Annotated in this window: 17 protein-coding genes; 10 read left to right on the top strand and 7 right to left on the bottom strand. The window is 62.8% G+C overall.

All coding sequences use genetic code 11. The features are described 5' to 3' along the window. Window position 1 precedes the first annotated feature (1 nt). On the top strand, window positions 2-589 hold the full coding sequence (locus tag IZV00_RS07770) for an arsinothricin resistance N-acetyltransferase ArsN1 family B (protein WP_196224137.1): 588 nt from the start codon (window positions 2-4) through the stop codon (window positions 587-589). On the opposite strand, the gene IZV00_RS07775 is transcribed toward IZV00_RS07770, so the two are convergent. From IZV00_RS07775 to IZV00_RS07790, 4 genes are read right to left on the bottom strand one after another with little or no spacing between them, the layout of a single operon-like run. Next, entirely contained in the window at window positions 586-1,617 is a 1,032-nt protein-coding gene (locus IZV00_RS07775; RefSeq protein ID WP_196224138.1) for a nucleotidyltransferase domain-containing protein, read from the bottom strand. The two genes, IZV00_RS07770 and IZV00_RS07775, sit on opposite strands and share 4 nt — an antisense overlap. Then, window positions 1,614-2,477 carry an HprK-related kinase A gene (locus tag IZV00_RS07780; protein WP_196224139.1) on the bottom strand — a complete coding sequence of 288 codons (864 nt, stop codon included), beginning with the start codon at window positions 2,475-2,477 and terminating at the stop codon, window positions 1,614-1,616. The genes IZV00_RS07775 and IZV00_RS07780 overlap by 4 nt, the downstream gene beginning before the upstream one ends. After that, window positions 2,474-2,755, bottom strand: a complete 282-nt coding sequence (locus tag IZV00_RS07785) for an HPr-rel-A system PqqD family peptide chaperone (RefSeq protein WP_196224140.1) — start codon at window positions 2,753-2,755, stop codon at window positions 2,474-2,476. Before IZV00_RS07785 ends, IZV00_RS07780 begins: the two co-directional genes overlap by 4 nt. 59 nt (window positions 2,756-2,814) lie before the next feature. After that, complete coding sequence (locus IZV00_RS07790) at window positions 2,815-3,255, bottom strand: hypothetical protein (protein ID WP_196226562.1); 441 nt, start codon at window positions 3,253-3,255, stop codon at window positions 2,815-2,817. Window positions 3,256-3,353: 98 nt separating this feature from the next. Here IZV00_RS07790 and IZV00_RS07795 point away from each other — a divergent pair, with 98 nt between their 5' ends. The 7 genes from IZV00_RS07795 to phoB all read left to right on the top strand — a co-directional run bounded on the left by IZV00_RS07795 (window position 3,354) and on the right by phoB (window position 10,666). Beyond that, on the top strand, window positions 3,354-4,607 hold the full coding sequence (locus tag IZV00_RS07795; RefSeq protein WP_196224141.1) for an ATP-binding protein: 1,254 nt from the start codon (window positions 3,354-3,356) through the stop codon (window positions 4,605-4,607). Window positions 4,608-4,752: 145 nt separating this feature from the next. Next, on the top strand, window positions 4,753-5,808 hold the full coding sequence (locus IZV00_RS07800; protein ID WP_196224142.1) for a substrate-binding domain-containing protein: 1,056 nt from the start codon (window positions 4,753-4,755) through the stop codon (window positions 5,806-5,808). A gap of 9 nt (window positions 5,809-5,817) precedes the next feature. Then, a complete protein-coding gene (pstC, locus tag IZV00_RS07805; protein WP_196224143.1) occupies window positions 5,818-7,212 on the top strand; it encodes a phosphate ABC transporter permease subunit PstC in 1,395 nt (464 codons plus the stop codon). Next, complete coding sequence (gene pstA, locus IZV00_RS07810) at window positions 7,212-8,456, top strand: phosphate ABC transporter permease PstA (RefSeq protein WP_196224144.1); 1,245 nt, start codon at window positions 7,212-7,214, stop codon at window positions 8,454-8,456. The genes pstC and pstA overlap by 1 nt, the downstream gene beginning before the upstream one ends. Before the next feature lie 5 nt (window positions 8,457-8,461). Next, window positions 8,462-9,250 carry a phosphate ABC transporter ATP-binding protein PstB gene (gene pstB / locus IZV00_RS07815; protein ID WP_196226563.1) on the top strand — a complete coding sequence of 263 codons (789 nt, stop codon included), beginning with the start codon at window positions 8,462-8,464 and terminating at the stop codon, window positions 9,248-9,250. Between the two features lie 16 nt (window positions 9,251-9,266). Beyond that, window positions 9,267-9,962 carry a phosphate signaling complex protein PhoU gene (gene phoU, locus IZV00_RS07820; protein WP_196224145.1) on the top strand — a complete coding sequence of 232 codons (696 nt, stop codon included), beginning with the start codon at window positions 9,267-9,269 and terminating at the stop codon, window positions 9,960-9,962. A gap of 2 nt (window positions 9,963-9,964) precedes the next feature. After that, window positions 9,965-10,666 carry a phosphate regulon transcriptional regulator PhoB gene (gene phoB, locus IZV00_RS07825; RefSeq protein WP_196224146.1) on the top strand — a complete coding sequence of 234 codons (702 nt, stop codon included), beginning with the start codon at window positions 9,965-9,967 and terminating at the stop codon, window positions 10,664-10,666. 20 nt (window positions 10,667-10,686) lie between these two features. Here the strand turns inward: phoB and IZV00_RS07830 are convergent, their stop codons facing one another. The 3 genes from IZV00_RS07830 to recR all read right to left on the bottom strand — a co-directional run bounded on the left by IZV00_RS07830 (window position 10,687) and on the right by recR (window position 12,408). Further along, the gene (locus IZV00_RS07830; protein WP_196224147.1) at window positions 10,687-11,076 is read right to left on the bottom strand and encodes a four-helix bundle copper-binding protein; all 390 of its coding nucleotides are present in this window, start codon (window positions 11,074-11,076) and stop codon (window positions 10,687-10,689) included. A gap of 156 nt (window positions 11,077-11,232) precedes the next feature. Continuing rightward, on the bottom strand, window positions 11,233-11,763 hold the full coding sequence (gene def / locus IZV00_RS07835; RefSeq protein WP_196224148.1) for a peptide deformylase: 531 nt from the start codon (window positions 11,761-11,763) through the stop codon (window positions 11,233-11,235). Between the two features lie 48 nt (window positions 11,764-11,811). Further along, window positions 11,812-12,408, bottom strand: a complete 597-nt coding sequence (gene recR / locus IZV00_RS07840) for a recombination mediator RecR (RefSeq protein ID WP_196224149.1) — start codon at window positions 12,406-12,408, stop codon at window positions 11,812-11,814. A 53-nt stretch (window positions 12,409-12,461) separates the two neighbouring features. On the opposite strand from recR, the gene fmt reads away from it, so the two are divergent. Then, the gene (gene fmt, locus IZV00_RS07845; RefSeq protein WP_196224150.1) at window positions 12,462-13,370 is read left to right on the top strand and encodes a methionyl-tRNA formyltransferase; all 909 of its coding nucleotides are present in this window, start codon (window positions 12,462-12,464) and stop codon (window positions 13,368-13,370) included. Window positions 13,371-13,499: 129 nt separating this feature from the next. After that, on the top strand, window positions 13,500-14,255 hold the full coding sequence (gene truA, locus IZV00_RS07850; RefSeq protein ID WP_196226564.1) for a tRNA pseudouridine(38-40) synthase TruA: 756 nt from the start codon (window positions 13,500-13,502) through the stop codon (window positions 14,253-14,255). Window positions 14,256-14,291: the final 36 nt, after the last annotated feature.

A 14,291-nucleotide genomic window follows, 5' to 3' on the forward strand; every position in this document is an offset into this window, starting at 1 on the left:
CATGAAGGCAATCATAAGAACGGCTGTTGACGACGATGCGCCTCACCTCGCGGCGATCTACGCCCCTTATGTTCTGAACACCGTAATTTCGTTCGAAAGCGTGCCTCCGGACGCTGAGGAATTCAGCTTTCGGATGGCTGATTGCTTAAAATATTACCCATGGCTGATCGCCGAGGTGGATGGTCGGATAGTGGGATATGCCTATGCCGGACCCCATAGCGGCCGGGCGGCTTATGATTGGTCGGCGAATATCTCCGTCTATCTGGCGGCTGATCATCATCGTCGCGGGATCGGGAGGCTTCTCTACGACATATTGATCCAGATATTGCGGCATCAGGGCTATCACAGCCTCTTCGCGGGCATCACCCTTCCGAACAGCGCCAGCGTGGCCATTCACACGGCGTTGGGCATGAAAGAGGTGGGCGTCTACAGGGAAGTCGGCTTCAAATTCGGGCAGTGGCATGACGTGATGTGGATGGGGATGGCGATTTCTCCCTCTACCGAACCTTCTGGAAAGCCGACGCCCTTCCCCTTACTCGGCGATCTTCAGAACATTGTTCCCGATCTGCATGTCACGGCCAGGCGCTAGGCGGGCCGGTGCCCTTTGCGCCACTTCGTCAGCAAATGCCGGACCAGCATCATAGGGGGCATGCGCAGCCAATGCGACCGAACGTAAAATGCAAAGCGCAGCAGCTTGCGCCTTTCACGCCCCCAAGCATCCCTAGCCAACAGGCGAGCAATGAAAAGGCGGTCGCTCCAGCTCGGGCGATAGTCCACTGTAATGGGCGAGCGAAGGGGCCTGACAGGGGTGCCAAACAGCAAGTGCGCCAGCCTAAGCGCGCGCAACACCACCGCATATAATTGATGCTCCGCCGCCCTTTCAAGCAAGCTAAGATCAAAATCCTGCTGACCCTCCCCAAATTCGCGGCACAGGCAGTGAATATCCCAAAGGTTGCGCAAACCACCCGCCAGATCGCCATCCGCAAACAAGTGCGCGGCGGAATGGCAGATCATATCCTCCGGCGACAAGACCGATAACCGATCAGTCACCGGCACCGCATCCGCCAGCATCGCCTCTGCGTTAGGCCTCGGCCGCGCGGTCAGCGGCAGGATCGTATGATGCACATCGATCATCCTGTCCCGATCGCGATGGATCATCGGCGGCAGTTCATGCATCCATTGCCGGTAATAGGCGTCGTCATAGGCGTCTTCCTTGACCCACTCCCACCCCGCGGTGATCAGCCGTTCCTCAACCTTCTTCAAACACCCGCGCGGAACCATGATGTCGAGATCGCCGATAAACCGCCCCGCGCCTGCCCTCAGGCGGGCGGCCGCATAGGCAGTCCCCTTCAGCAGCAGCACCGGCTCCCCCAGCGCTTCGGCCGCCCGATCGGCTTCCCATAAAGCCTGCCGGGCTTCCCGCTCCGCATCCAGCCGGGCATCCGCCAGAATCGGCCGCACCCTCCCAGGCACCAAATCCTCATCGATGACCATGGCCAGCGTTCCGATCAGTCGCTCAGCCCGAGCCGCTGCGATCAACGCATTCCACCCGGCACCGTCCAGACGCCCGACCGACGCCGGATCGCGGAGCGACCTGACCAAAAGCGCGGCGCTCATGCGAGTTCTTCCCACAACCGCTCGACCATCGCGATGGCCTCTTCGCCTGAGGGAAAGTCGATCGCCCGCGCGGGTACATGTTGAACGAACCGGGTCAGTGCACCGAACCCCGCCTCTCCCAATGCGACATAGTTGGTGGACGCCTGTGTCAGGCGCATGAAAACCTCGCCCTGCCCCACCGGGCGAACGTCGGTGGCATGTCCGAAGCGCGGGAAAAGCAGCAGGGCGGGCTTCGCCCCCTCCCTCATCCGAGCGACCGCATCGGGACGAGGCATGAGGTGTCGAATGTCCCCCTTCGCCGTGCCCGCCATTAGCGGCCCCATCCGCTCGGCCGAAACCTCCCCCGTGATCACATCGATGGCGCCGTTCTTGAGCGAAACGAGCCGAGGGAAAGGCAGTAATTCGCCGGTAGCCAAATCCAGCAGAGCAAATTCATCACCCATGAGCCGCCAGCCACGTTCGCCAAGCTGTGCCGCGAGCGTCGACTTGCCCGACCCGGACTCCCCGGTCATCACAAGGGCGCGACCATCCTTCTCCACGCTCGACGCATGGAGCAGCAGATGCCGTCGCCAACCCAGCGCCATTTGCAGGTTCATGCCCATTTCCGCCGCCAACAGCCCATGCGTCAAACTCATCGGCGCCGCGTCGGCCAATCCATGGTCGCCTGTGATGAAGATTGACGGCCTGACCCATCGCCGGACCATGCTCGTCGGTTCCAGCCGCACGGTGAAGTCGGCCACATCCTCCCTTGGCTGAGGATAGCCGTCGTACAACTGCGCCAGCAGGTCGATCGGCTCCCGCCATGCTGAACCGATCCGAAATGACGCGGGGCCGATGGACAAGGAAAGCTGGTGCCTCATGAACAGCGCACCAGACCCAGCGCCGTCAGCCCTTCCAGATGCGTCTCGATTTCCGCAATCGCCTGCGTCCGCTCACCCAGGTCATAATGGCGTTCCAGCCGCGCATGCAATTGCACCGCCGAGGCGTCAGCTTCGTCATCCAGCGCCTCCAATATCTCTGGAGCAGGGCTGACCATCATATGCGTCTGCCCAGACGCGCGATGGTAGAGGACGATGATGTCCTCCAACACGCACGTGACTGCGTCCTTGTCTCTACGATAAAGGCGTTCTGCGGTCACAAACTGCTCTCAAACTCACTGGCGGCGCTTAGCTGTAGCGCACAGGAGTAAGCAGGTGCCTAACGCGGCATTTGCAATGATGCGTAGCAGGTGAAGCCGCTGGTTCCGGACTGAAGGCGCCGGATATAGTTCAGATACGCCTGATTCTGCTCATAGCTTGTGCCAGGCAACCTGCCGCCACGCAGGGCCTGCCGGACCTGCTCACCGCTATAGCTGCGCCCTTGCGCAGGCACGGCGCCCGCCGTCCCTGCCGGTACCAGCTGGCCATTGGGTGCGATATATTTTCCCGCACGCGCCTGATCGGGCACCGGAATGGCGCAGTTCAGCACGGATGCGGCGGTATTGGCCAAGGCGGGCCGGATGGACACAATCGCAGACGCTGCCACCGCGCCACCCATCAGCAGTTGGCGACGCGAAGGCGCGATAGAGTCTACGTCCCGCTCCGTCACCTCTGAAGGCACGAAATCAGGAGCATGCTGTTCGGGCGATTGATCTTTCATACCGTCATGATCCGCTATCGCGCTTGCCAAAGCGTAAAGAATCCACGCTATTGCGCCAGCCATTGCAGCAAAGCAGCCAATAATCCAGCACGGTAACCATGAATCGACTGAACATTTCCCAGATCACGGCGTCGCTCGCCATGCTGTTTCTGGCAACGGGAGCCTCTTTGCTGATGGGCGCGGCGCTGTGGGCGATCGCCCTTCCTATGCTCGCGGGAATCGCCGTCCTGATCATCGCCGGGCAGGCGCCGCCGCCCCGCCCTGCCGAGCCTGCCTCGATCGAAGCCGTCACCGACATAGTCGAACATCCCGATTTTGCGGACATGATGGAAGCGATTGCAGACCCCCTGATGCTGATCGAGCGCGGACGGATCATCCGGGCCAACCGGGCGGCGCAACGCTTGCTCGGCGCGCATATCGAGGGAGAAGATGCCCGCATCGCCATCCGCCATCCCGCCGCCGCAGAACGGCTCGCCAGCCTTGCGCCGATGAGTGAGGCGGTGATGCTGGAACTGGTGGGCCTCGGCACACGCGATCAACGCTGGCAGATGCGCATTGCACCGGTCGGCGATGATGGCGCAGTGCGTCGGCTGGTGCACCTTGCCGACCATAGCGGCGCCTATGCCGCCGAAAAGATGCGCGTCGATTTCGTGGCCAACGCCAGTCACGAGCTTCGCACGCCGCTTGCGGGGATTTTGGGCTTCATCGAAACGCTGGGTGATCCGGACCTGGGCCGCGACAATGATACGCGGCAACGCTTCCTCAAGATCATGGACGGTGAGGCGCGCCGGATGCAGCGGCTGATCGACGATCTCATTTCCCTTTCCCGTATCGAGGCGGAAAAATACCGCGTCCCTGACGGCCCCGTCGATCTTGGCTCCCTGGCCGCCGAGGTGGTGGGCGTTTTCCGGACGAGCCACGGCGACCGGGGCCGGGAAGTGGAATTGGACGTCACGCCTGGCCTGCCGGAAGTCGCGGGAGACAGGCCGCAATTGTCACAGCTGCTTCACAATCTGATCGGCAACTCGGTGAAATATGGAAAGGCTGGAACACCGATCCGCGTGAGCCTGACGGAAGGCCCCGGCGGGATGACCCGCCTCACCGTCGCCGACGAAGGCGAAGGCATCGGCCCGGATCATCTGCCCCGCCTGACCGAACGCTTCTATCGCGTCGATTCCGGGCGCAGTCGGGCTGTGGGCGGCACCGGCCTTGGCCTCGCCATCGTGAAGCATATTGTGGAGCGGCACCGTGGTCGGCTCGACATTGCCAGCGCGCCGGGAAAAGGGACCACGATCACGGTTCTGCTGCCGCCGATGCCCGCTGAAGAGAGGCTCTTAATGTCCAAACATTGATTAAATTCTGCTCATCTTTTGAGCTTCCGGCTGGAATGTCATAAAAGTGCAATTGGACTGTCACAAAGGCGCGACCTACCGCGGCTACTGCGCGCCAAGGGGGGCGGCGATTGCGAATCGCGGCCTTTGATAAAGGAGACTATCCGTGAAGCATTTCGCTCTGATGGCCGCTACGGCAGCGGCCGCTCTTACTCTTGCCGGTTGCGGCGACCAATCGGGCGGCAGCGCCGGTGGGACGCGTGACCAGATTCGCGCGGTCGGTTCTTCGACCGTTTATCCCTTCGCGACGGCGGTCGCCGAAATGTTCGTCCAGGGCAATCCCGGCATGAAGTCGCCGATCATCGAATCGACCGGCACCGGCGGCGGCATGAAGCTGTTCTGCGCGGGCGTCGGCGCACAGCATCCCGACATCGCCAACGCCTCGCGCCGCATGAAGAAGGCCGAGTTCGAGGACTGCCAGAAGAATGGCGTCAAGGACATCATGGAAATCCAGGTGGGCGTCGATGGCCTCGCATTCGCCGAGTCAAAGGACGGCCCGGGTTTCAAGCTGACGCCCAAGATCGTCTATGAAGCGCTCGCGGCTAACCCTTATGGCAAGGGTCCGAACAAGGCGGAAACCTGGAAGGACGTTGACCCGAGCCTGCCCGCAACCGCGATCAGCGTCTTCGGCCCGCCGTCGACCAGCGGCACCCGCGATTCGCTCGCCGAACTGATCCTGACCAAAGGCTGCGAAACCGATCCGGCCATGAAGACGCTCAAGGAAAAGAGCGAGGACGAGTTCAAGGCAACCTGCACCCGCATCCGCGAAGACGGCAAATATGTAGATTCGGGCGAAAACGACAATCTGATCGTTCAAAAGCTCGCCGCGAACCCCAATGCTCTCGGCGTGTTCGGCTTCAGCTATCTTGAAGAGAACAAGGACAAGCTGAAGGACGTGTCGATCAACGGCGTCGAAGCGACCTATGAAACGGTGTCGACCGGCAAATATCCGGGCGCTCGCCCCCTCTTCATCTATGTGAAGAAAGCGCACATGACCGCGATCCCGGGTCTTCAGGCCTATCTCAACACCTTCGCCGCCAACTGGGCACCCGATGGCGCGCTGACAAAGCGGGGCATGGTTGCCGCACCGGAAGACGTGCGCAAGGCGAGTGCCGAGACGATCAAGTCGCTGGCTGTTCTCGACGGTTCGCAGCTCAAGTAAGCGGAAAATATGACAGGTCCTGCAATCTTCCTGCTGCTGGCGGGCCTGGGCGCCATCGCTTGGGTCAGTGCCCGGACGCGCGCGTTGCGGCTGCAAACCGCCGCGCGCGCTTCGGGCCGCCGCGACGCCGTGCATAGCCTTCCTGGCTATCACGGCTGGTATGTCGCGCTCTGGACGCTCATCCCGGCAGCGATCTTTCTCGCCGTCTGGGCGAACGTCGCCCCCGGGCTGGTCACTCAGCAAGTGTTGAGCAGCCCGGCCGCGCAGAGCCTGCCAGCAGATGATTTCTCGCGCTCGGCCATATTAGGCGAAGCGCGGGCGATCGCTGCTGGATCGCAGGCAGGAGCGTTCAACCCGCTCTCGCAGGGCCTTGTCCAACCCTATAAGGACGCCATCGGCAAATATGGCATCGCGGGCGCAGCGCTCGCACTGGTGCTGGCCTTTGCCGGGGGCGCCTATGCCTTCACTCGCGTGCGGCCTGATTTCCGGGCGCGCACGCGGGTCGAACGGCTGGTGATGGCGGTGTTGCTTGTGGCATCGCTCCTGGCGATCGTCACCACATTGGGCATCGTCGTGTCGCTGCTGTGGCAGAGCCTGCGCTTCTTCTCGATGGTGAACCCGTTCGATTTTCTCTTCGGCACCAAATGGAGCCCGCAATCGGCGGCGCTGGGATACGGCAATGACGATGCCTTCGGCGCTGTCCCGCTATTCTGGGGCACGATCTTCATCGGCGCGATCATCGCGATGATCGTCGCCATCCCGCTCGGCCTGATGAGTGCCATTTATCTGACCCAATATGCCAGCCCCACCGTGCGCAAGTGGATGAAGCCCATCCTTGAGGTGCTCGCGGGTGTGCCCACCGTCGTCTACGGCTATTTCGCCGCGTTGACAGTGGCCCCTGCATTGCGCGACTTCGCCGTTGCGATCGGTATCCACGGCGCGTCCTCGGAAAGCGCTCTGGCCGCTGGGCTCGTCATGGGCGTGATGATCATACCCTTCGTATCCTCCATGGCCGACGACAGCGTCGCCGCAGTCCCCCAATCCATGCGCGACGGCAGCCTAGCCATGGGCGCAACCACCAGCGAAACGATCCGCCGCGTGCTGATCCCCGCCGCCCTCCCCGGCGTTGTCGGCGGCGTGCTGCTGGCTGTCAGCCGCGCGATCGGCGAGACGATGATCGTGGTGATGGCAGCCGGTCTGGCGGCAAACCTCACCCTGAACCCCTTCGCCAGCGTCACGACCGTGACGACGCAGATCGTCCAACTGCTGACCGGCGACCAGGAATTCGACAGCGCAAAGACGCTGGCGGCCTTTGCCCTCGGCCTCGTCCTCTTCGTGGTGACGCTGCTGCTCAACATCGTGGCCCTGCGGGTCGTGAAGAAATATCGCGAGGCTTACGAATAATGGCACCCGAACGCCTTCCCACCGACTGGAAGTCGGACGCGATGCGCAAGCGGATCGCCCGCCGCTATGCCTCCGAACGCCGCTTCAAGGCGGCTGGGCTTCTCGCCGTGGCACTGTCGGCCGCCTTTCTCGCTTTCCTGCTCTTCAACATGCTGGGCAACGGCCTGCGCGGTTTCACGCGGACGGAAATAGCGGTGAAAATCGACTTCCCCGCGTCGCCGCTGCTGCTCGATCCCAACGCAATTACTGATCAGTCGCTCGCCAACGCGAACCTTCCGATGGTGACGGGCGACGTCGTGAAAAAAGCGCTGGGCGCGGATGCCGAGGAATGGGTGTCGCCCACGGCCTGGGTCGTTCTGCGTGACGCTATCAAGGCCGATCCCGGCATCCTGAGCCGCACTGAGACCATCAAACTCCCCGCATCAACCACCATCGATCTGGCGGCAAAGAGCGAGGGCTCGCCCGAGGCCGAAGCAGCGGTGGAGCGCCTGAACAAGGCGGGCCTGCTCACGACCGGCTTCAATATAAGCTTCCTGTCTGCCAGCGATGGCACCGACCCGACACAGGTCGGCATCTGGGGCGCGTTCAAGGGATCGCTGCTGACGATGCTGGTGACGCTGGTGCTGAGCTTCCCGATCGGCGTCGCGACTGCCGTCTATCTGGAAGAATATGCGCGCAAGAACTGGCTGACCGACATTATCGAAGTGTCGATCAACAATCTCGCCGCGGTTCCTTCGATCATCTTCGGCCTGCTCGGCCTGTCGATCTTCCTGAATTTCCTGCATCTGCCCCGCTCCGCCGCACTGGTCGGCGGCATGACGCTGGCGCTGATGACCATGCCGGTCATCGTCATCGCCGGCCGTAACGCCATCAAGTCGGTGCCGCCCAGCATCCGTGACGCCGCGCTAGGCATCGGCGCCAGCCCGGTCCAAGTCGTGTTCCACCACGTCCTGCCGCTCGCCCTGCCCGGCATCCTCACCGGCACGATCATCGGCATGGCCCGCGCGCTCGGCGAAACCGCGCCACTGCTGATGATCGGCATGCGCGCCTTCATCGCCACGCCGCCGGGAGGGGTCACCGACCCTGCAACGGTTCTCCCGGTGCAAATCTTCCTCTGGTCCGACGAAGTCTCCAAGGGTTTCGTTGAAAAGACCTCCGCTGCCATCATCGTCCTACTGGTCTTCCTGCTCGCGATGAACGGCCTCGCCATCTACCTGCGCAACAAGTTCGAAAAACGGTGGTAACAATGATGCACGAACCGCAAACACTGGTGCCCGCCACCCAAACCAAGATGACCGCGCGCGACGTGAAGGTCTTCTACGGCGAAAAGCAGGCGATCAAAGGCGTCTCCATCGACGTCGACATGGACAATGTCACGGCCTTCATCGGCCCGTCGGGCTGCGGCAAGTCGACCTTCCTGCGGACGCTGAACCGCATGAACGACACGGTCGCCAGCGCACGCGTCGAAGGCACGATCACGCTGGACGGCGAGGACATCTATGCCCCGTCGATGGACGTCGTGCAGCTGCGCGCCCGGGTCGGCATGGTCTTCCAGAAACCCAATCCCTTCCCCAAGTCGATCTACGAAAATATCGCCTACGGCCCCCGCATCCACGGCCTGGCCCATGCCAAAGCGGACCTCGACGTCATCGTCGAAAAGTCGCTGCGCCGCGCCGGTCTATGGGAAGAGGTGAAGGACCGCCTGCACGACAGCGGCACCGCGCTTTCGGGCGGCCAGCAGCAGCGCCTCTGCATCGGCCGCGCCATCGCGGTCGAGCCCGAAGTCATCCTGATGGACGAGCCCTGCTCGGCTCTCGACCCCATCGCCACCGCAAAGATCGAGGAGCTGATCCACGAACTGCGCGGTCGTTACGCGATCGTGATCGTGACGCACAATATGCAGCAGGCCGCCCGCGTGTCACAGCGCACGGCCTTCTTCCATCTGGGCGAACTGGTCGAATATGGCGTGACCTCGGACATCTTCACCAATCCTCGCCAGGAGCGGACCAAGGATTACATCACCGGCCGCTACGGCTGATCCGGGGAGAGAGATAATGGCAGAACATACGATCAAGGCGTTCGACGAAGAAATTGACAAGCTGCGCGGCCTCATCGCCGAAATGGGCGGTCGTGCCGAAGCCGCCATCGAGAATGCGATGGTTGCCCTCCAGCGGCAGGACAAGACGCTCGCCGCGCAGGTGGTCGCCGACGACAAGCGCATCGACGCCATCGAGGCGGAGGTAGAGAAGCTGGTGATCCAGGTCATCGCCCTGCGCGCGCCTATGGCCAACGACCTGCGCGACGTCATCGCCGCACTAAAGATCGTCGGTGTGGTGGAGCGCATCGGCGACTATGCCAAGAATATCGCCAAGCGCGTACCGCTGATCGCCGCCAACCAGCGCACGCTGGAGCCGGTGTCGCTACTGCCTTCGATGGGTCAGGTTGCGGCCGAAATGGTGCATGACGCGCTAAACGCCTTTGCCGCCCGCGACGCCGATCTCGCCACAGCCGTGATCGAGCGCGACACAGTGGTGGACGATTTCTACAACAGTGTTTTCCGCAGCCTCGTTACCTACATGGTCGAAAATCCCAAGACCATCAGCGAGTGCGCGCATCTGCTCTTCATCGCGAAGAATATCGAGCGGATCGGCGACCACGCCACGAACGTCGCGGAGATGGTCTATTACGCCGCCACCGGCCAAATGGCCCCCGAACGCGAACGCGGCGGCACCCAGCCCCTGGAGGACTGAATATGGCGAGAGCCAAGATGCTTCTGGTTGAAGATGACGCGGCCCTCGCAGAACTTCTGATCTGGCATTTCAAGCGCGAGGATTTCGACGTCGCACACACTGTCGATGGCGAGGAAGCCTTGTTGCTGGCGCAGGAAAATGTGCCCGACATCGTCCTGCTCGACTGGATGGTGGAAAGCCTGTCCGGCATCGAAGTCTGCCGCCGTCTGCGCCGGATGAATGGCACGGCCAATGTGCCGATCATCATGCTCACCGCGCGCGGAGAGGAGGAAGACCGGGTCCGCGGGCTGGAAACCGGCGCGGACGACTATGTCACCAAGCCCTTTTCTCCTCGCGAACTGGTCGCGCGCGTCGGCGCAGTCCTCCGCCGCGTCCGTCCCGCGCTGGCTGGCGAGACGCTGACCTTCGCGGACGTGGAGATGGACACGGTCGGTCACAAGGTCCGACGCGGCGGTCAGGTGATACCGCTCGGCCCCACCGAGTTTCGCCTGCTCAAGCATTTCCTGGAGCATCCCGGCTGGGTCTTCTCGCGCGAACGGCTGCTCGACAGCGTCTGGGGCCAGGACAGCGACATCGAGCTGCGCACTGTCGATGTCCATATCCGCCGCCTGCGCAAGGCGATCAATGCCGACAGTCAATATCGCGACATCATCCGCACGGTCCGATCTGCGGGCTATGCGCTGGATACGGATGGCGTAGGGTAAAGGCTATCTCCGGCAACGGCTCACTGGACCGTCGGCACCGCCGTCCTGCAATCCCGTGCGCACTCACGGCACATCTCCGCGCACAGCTTACAATGCTCATGCTCGTGCCGTTCGCATTCTTCGGCGCAGGCGTCGCAAACGCTGGCGCAGCTTTCCAGCATGAGGCGCAGAACATCGATGTTCTGGCCGGTGCGTCGGGTCGCCAACTTCGCGGTGGCATCGCACACATCTGCGCAGTCGAGGCAGGTGCGGATGCACTGGCGCATGTCCATCTCCTCTGCGGTGCAAGCGTCGGCGCAGGATGTGCACATGAGGCTGCAAAACATGGCATGGCGCGCGGCCGCCGCCAGCTGCTCGTTCAGATTGTCGGCGACATCGGGATGAAGCCCAATCATCTTGTGGATCGACATCAGTCTCGCTCCTGATTTGTGAGGTCAGGGCAGCAACGGCTCATCCAGACGGGCCGTTCCATCAATGCCGCAGCAAATTTGATGCAGGATAGGGACCGGGTCGAAAGAACCGCTCCCGTCTTTCGGGGGAGCGTCTCGCGTCCGCCAACGATCAGATCAGGCCGCCTTGCGCGCCTTCGTCAGCTTCTTCATCAACATGTCCCGCTTCAACCGCGACAGATGATCGATGAACAGCACGCCCTGCAAATGATCCATCTCGTGCTGCAAGCAGGTGGCCAGAAGGCCCTCAAGCTGCTCCTCATGAATACGCCCTTCGCGATCCATCCAGCTTGCCCGGATCGTCGCGGGCCGCTCCACCTCGGCATATTGGTCCGGCACCGACAGGCAGCCCTCATTATAGACTGACAGGTCCGCCGAACCCTCCAAAATCTCGGGATTGATGAACACCATCGGCTTTTTCACCGCAGGCGCACCCTCTTCATCCGATTCGGGCTCCTGCAAATCCATCACCAGCACGCGCTTCGGCACGCCCACCTGGATCGCCGCAAGGCCTATGCCCGGAGCGTCGTACATGGTCTCGAACATATCATCGATCAGGCGTTGCAGATCGTCATCGATCGCCTCCACCGGAGACGAAATGGTACGCAGGCGCGGGTCAGGCGCCTCAAGGATTGGAAGAATGGCCATGTGGTTAAAATAGCCGCAATGACGGGCTTTTTCAAGCGACCGCCAAATTCACCCAACGGGCCGCCGCGCCCGCAAAGCCTGCGCCAACGTGCCCTCATCCAGATAATCGAGTTCACCGCCCACGGGCACACCATGGGCCAACTGGGTCAGCCGAACGGGAAAGCGCTCCAGCCGTTCTGCCAGATAATGCGCGGTGGTCTGCCCCTCCAGCGTCGCATTCATCGCCAGCACCACTTCATCAATGCCGCCCGCTTCGACTCGCGTCACCAGCGCATCGATGGAAAGGTCTTCCGGCCTTACCCCTTCCAACGCCGACAATCGCCCACCCAGCACATGAAAACGCCCCGGAAAAAGCCGCGATTTGTCGAGCGCCCACAAATCGGCCACATCCTCCACCACGCACAGCGCGCGAGCGTCGCGGCGCGGGTCGGCACAAATGCCACACGGATCGACCGTATCGACATTCCCGCATAAACCGCACGTAACCAGCCGGTCGTTCACCGCATCAAGCGCACGCAGCAGCGGTTCCAGCGCGCTTTCCCGCTTCTTCAGCAGGTGCAACACAGCACGCCGCGCCGAACGCGGGCCAAGGCCCGGCAGACGGGACAGCGCCTGCGTCAGCGCATCGATCTCGGGAGAAGCCATGGAACCGAGATAGGGGCTTGCAAGTCCGGGGTCAAAAGAGTTGAGAGGCGACTATGCGCATCATCTATATGGGAACCCCGGATTTCGCCGTCCCCGCCCTCGTGGCGCTGGCCAAGGCCGGGCACGAAATCGTGGCGGTTTACAGCCAGCCGCCACGCCCCGCCGGTCGGGGCAAGGCGCTACGCCCCTCCCCCGTTCAGGCTCAGGCCGAACAGATGGGCATAGAGATTCGCACGCCGATTTCACTCAAGGACGCGGAGGTGCAATCCGCCTTTGCCGCTCTCAATGCCGATGTCGCGGTGGTGGCCGCCTATGGACTGATCCTGCCGCGCGCTGTGCTGGACGCCCCCCGTTCCGGCTGCCTCAACATCCACGCCTCCCTGCTTCCCCGCTGGCGCGGTGCAGCGCCGATCCAACGCGCCATCCTCTCGGGCGATAATGTGACCGGCGTCACGATCATGAACATGGAAGCGGGCCTCGACACCGGCCCGATGCGTGCGAAACATGTGACCCCGATCGAGGACAAGACGGCGGGCGCGCTCACCACCGAATTGGCGCAAGCGGGCGCGGAATTGATGGTGGAGGTGCTGGACGACCTCCCCGCACACCCGCCCGTTCCGCAACCGGAAGACGGCGTCACCTACGCCGCCAAGATCGACAAGAGCGAGGCCCGCATCGACTTCACCCGCGACGCGCATCAGGTCGAACGGCAAATACGCGCCTTCAACCCCTTCCCCGGCGCATTCCTGGAATATCGCGGAGAACGCTTCCGCATCCTCGCCGCCCATGTCGAGGAGCATGAAGGTCCGCCGGGCGAGTTGCTCGACAACAGCCTGCTCATCGGCTGCGGCCACGGCGCGATCCGCCCCACCCTGATTCAGCGCGCAGGCAAGGGCGCGATGTCTCCGGGCGAACTGCTCCGCGGCTACGACATGCCCGCAGGGTCGCGAGCCGATGCCTAGCACCACTTCATCCCCACGCCGTCATCCCAGCGAAAGCTGGGATCTCAGGCCATGTCGCACACCGTCTCCCGGGATCCCGGCTTTCGCTGGGATGACGCTTATGCTGAGCCGGATCTCGCGCGCCCTCCAATGACCCGCTTCGCCTTCACCGTAGAATTTGACGGCCGCCCGTTCATGGGCTGGCAACGGCAGGCGCACGGCCCCAGCGTCCAGCAAGCGCTGGAAGACGCCATCCACGCCGTCACCGGCGAGCGCGCCGTAATCCACGCAGCGGGCCGAACCGACGCCGGGGTCCATGGCCTCGCCATGCGCGCCCATACAGACATCGAAAAGCCGATCGCGCCCTTCCGCCTGATGGAAGCGATGAACGCGCGCCTGCGTCCCAACCCCGTCGCCATCCTCGCCTGCGAAACCGTAGCCGATGACTGGCACGCCCGCTTCTCCTGCATCGGCCGCGCTTATGTTTACCGCATCGCCAACCGCCGCGCGCCGCTCACCTTCGAAAGCGGTCTGATCTGGCGCGTCATCCAGCCGCTCGACACCGACGCCATGCAGGAAGCCGCCCAACTACTCGTCGGCCGCCACGACTTCACCACCTTCCGATCGGCCCATTGCCAGGCGGAAAGCCCGCTAAAATCCCTCGACCGCCTCGATGTCGAACGCGAAGGCGACCGCATCGCCATCCATGCCGAGGCGCGTTCCTTCCTCCACCATCAGGTGCGCTCGATGGTCGGTTGCCTGGCGTTGGTCGGCATGGGTCGTTGGTCGATAGCCGACATGCGCGCCGCCCGAGACGCGAAGGACCGCGCCGCGCTCGGCCTCAACGCGCCACCCGATGGCCTCTATTTCGTGAAGGCACATTACCCCTCCATCCGTTCGGGCTGAGCTTGTCGAAGCCCTCTACTTTTCTTGGAAAGTATG

The sequence above is a fragment of the Sphingobium sp. Cam5-1 genome (assembly GCF_015693305.1).
GTDB lineage: Bacteria > Pseudomonadota > Alphaproteobacteria > Sphingomonadales > Sphingomonadaceae > Sphingobium.

Bases quoted from the DNA above. Each gene is read 5' to 3' on its own strand.
- IZV00_RS07770 (WP_196224137.1), top strand. From the start codon at position 2: ATGAAGGCAATCATAAGAACGGCTGTTGACGACGATGCGCCTCACCTC.
- IZV00_RS07775 (WP_196224138.1), bottom strand. From the start codon at position 1,617: ATGAGCGCCGCGCTTTTGGTCAGGTCGCTCCGCGATCCGGCGTCGGTC.
- IZV00_RS07780 (WP_196224139.1), bottom strand. From the start codon at position 2,477: ATGAGGCACCAGCTTTCCTTGTCCATCGGCCCCGCGTCATTTCGGATC.
- IZV00_RS07790 (WP_196226562.1), bottom strand. From the start codon at position 3,255: ATGAAAGATCAATCGCCCGAACAGCATGCTCCTGATTTCGTGCCTTCA.
- IZV00_RS07795 (WP_196224141.1), top strand. From the start codon at position 3,354: ATGAATCGACTGAACATTTCCCAGATCACGGCGTCGCTCGCCATGCTG.
- pstC (WP_196224143.1), top strand. From the start codon at position 5,818: ATGACAGGTCCTGCAATCTTCCTGCTGCTGGCGGGCCTGGGCGCCATC.
- pstA (WP_196224144.1), top strand. From the start codon at position 7,212: ATGGCACCCGAACGCCTTCCCACCGACTGGAAGTCGGACGCGATGCGC.
- pstB (WP_196226563.1), top strand. From the start codon at position 8,462: ATGCACGAACCGCAAACACTGGTGCCCGCCACCCAAACCAAGATGACC.
- phoU (WP_196224145.1), top strand. From the start codon at position 9,267: ATGGCAGAACATACGATCAAGGCGTTCGACGAAGAAATTGACAAGCTG.
- phoB (WP_196224146.1), top strand. From the start codon at position 9,965: ATGGCGAGAGCCAAGATGCTTCTGGTTGAAGATGACGCGGCCCTCGCA.
- IZV00_RS07830 (WP_196224147.1), bottom strand. From the start codon at position 11,076: ATGTCGATCCACAAGATGATTGGGCTTCATCCCGATGTCGCCGACAAT.
- def (WP_196224148.1), bottom strand. From the start codon at position 11,763: ATGGCCATTCTTCCAATCCTTGAGGCGCCTGACCCGCGCCTGCGTACC.
- recR (WP_196224149.1), bottom strand. From the start codon at position 12,408: ATGGCTTCTCCCGAGATCGATGCGCTGACGCAGGCGCTGTCCCGTCTG.
- fmt (WP_196224150.1), top strand. From the start codon at position 12,462: ATGCGCATCATCTATATGGGAACCCCGGATTTCGCCGTCCCCGCCCTC.
- truA (WP_196226564.1), top strand. From the start codon at position 13,500: ATGACCCGCTTCGCCTTCACCGTAGAATTTGACGGCCGCCCGTTCATG.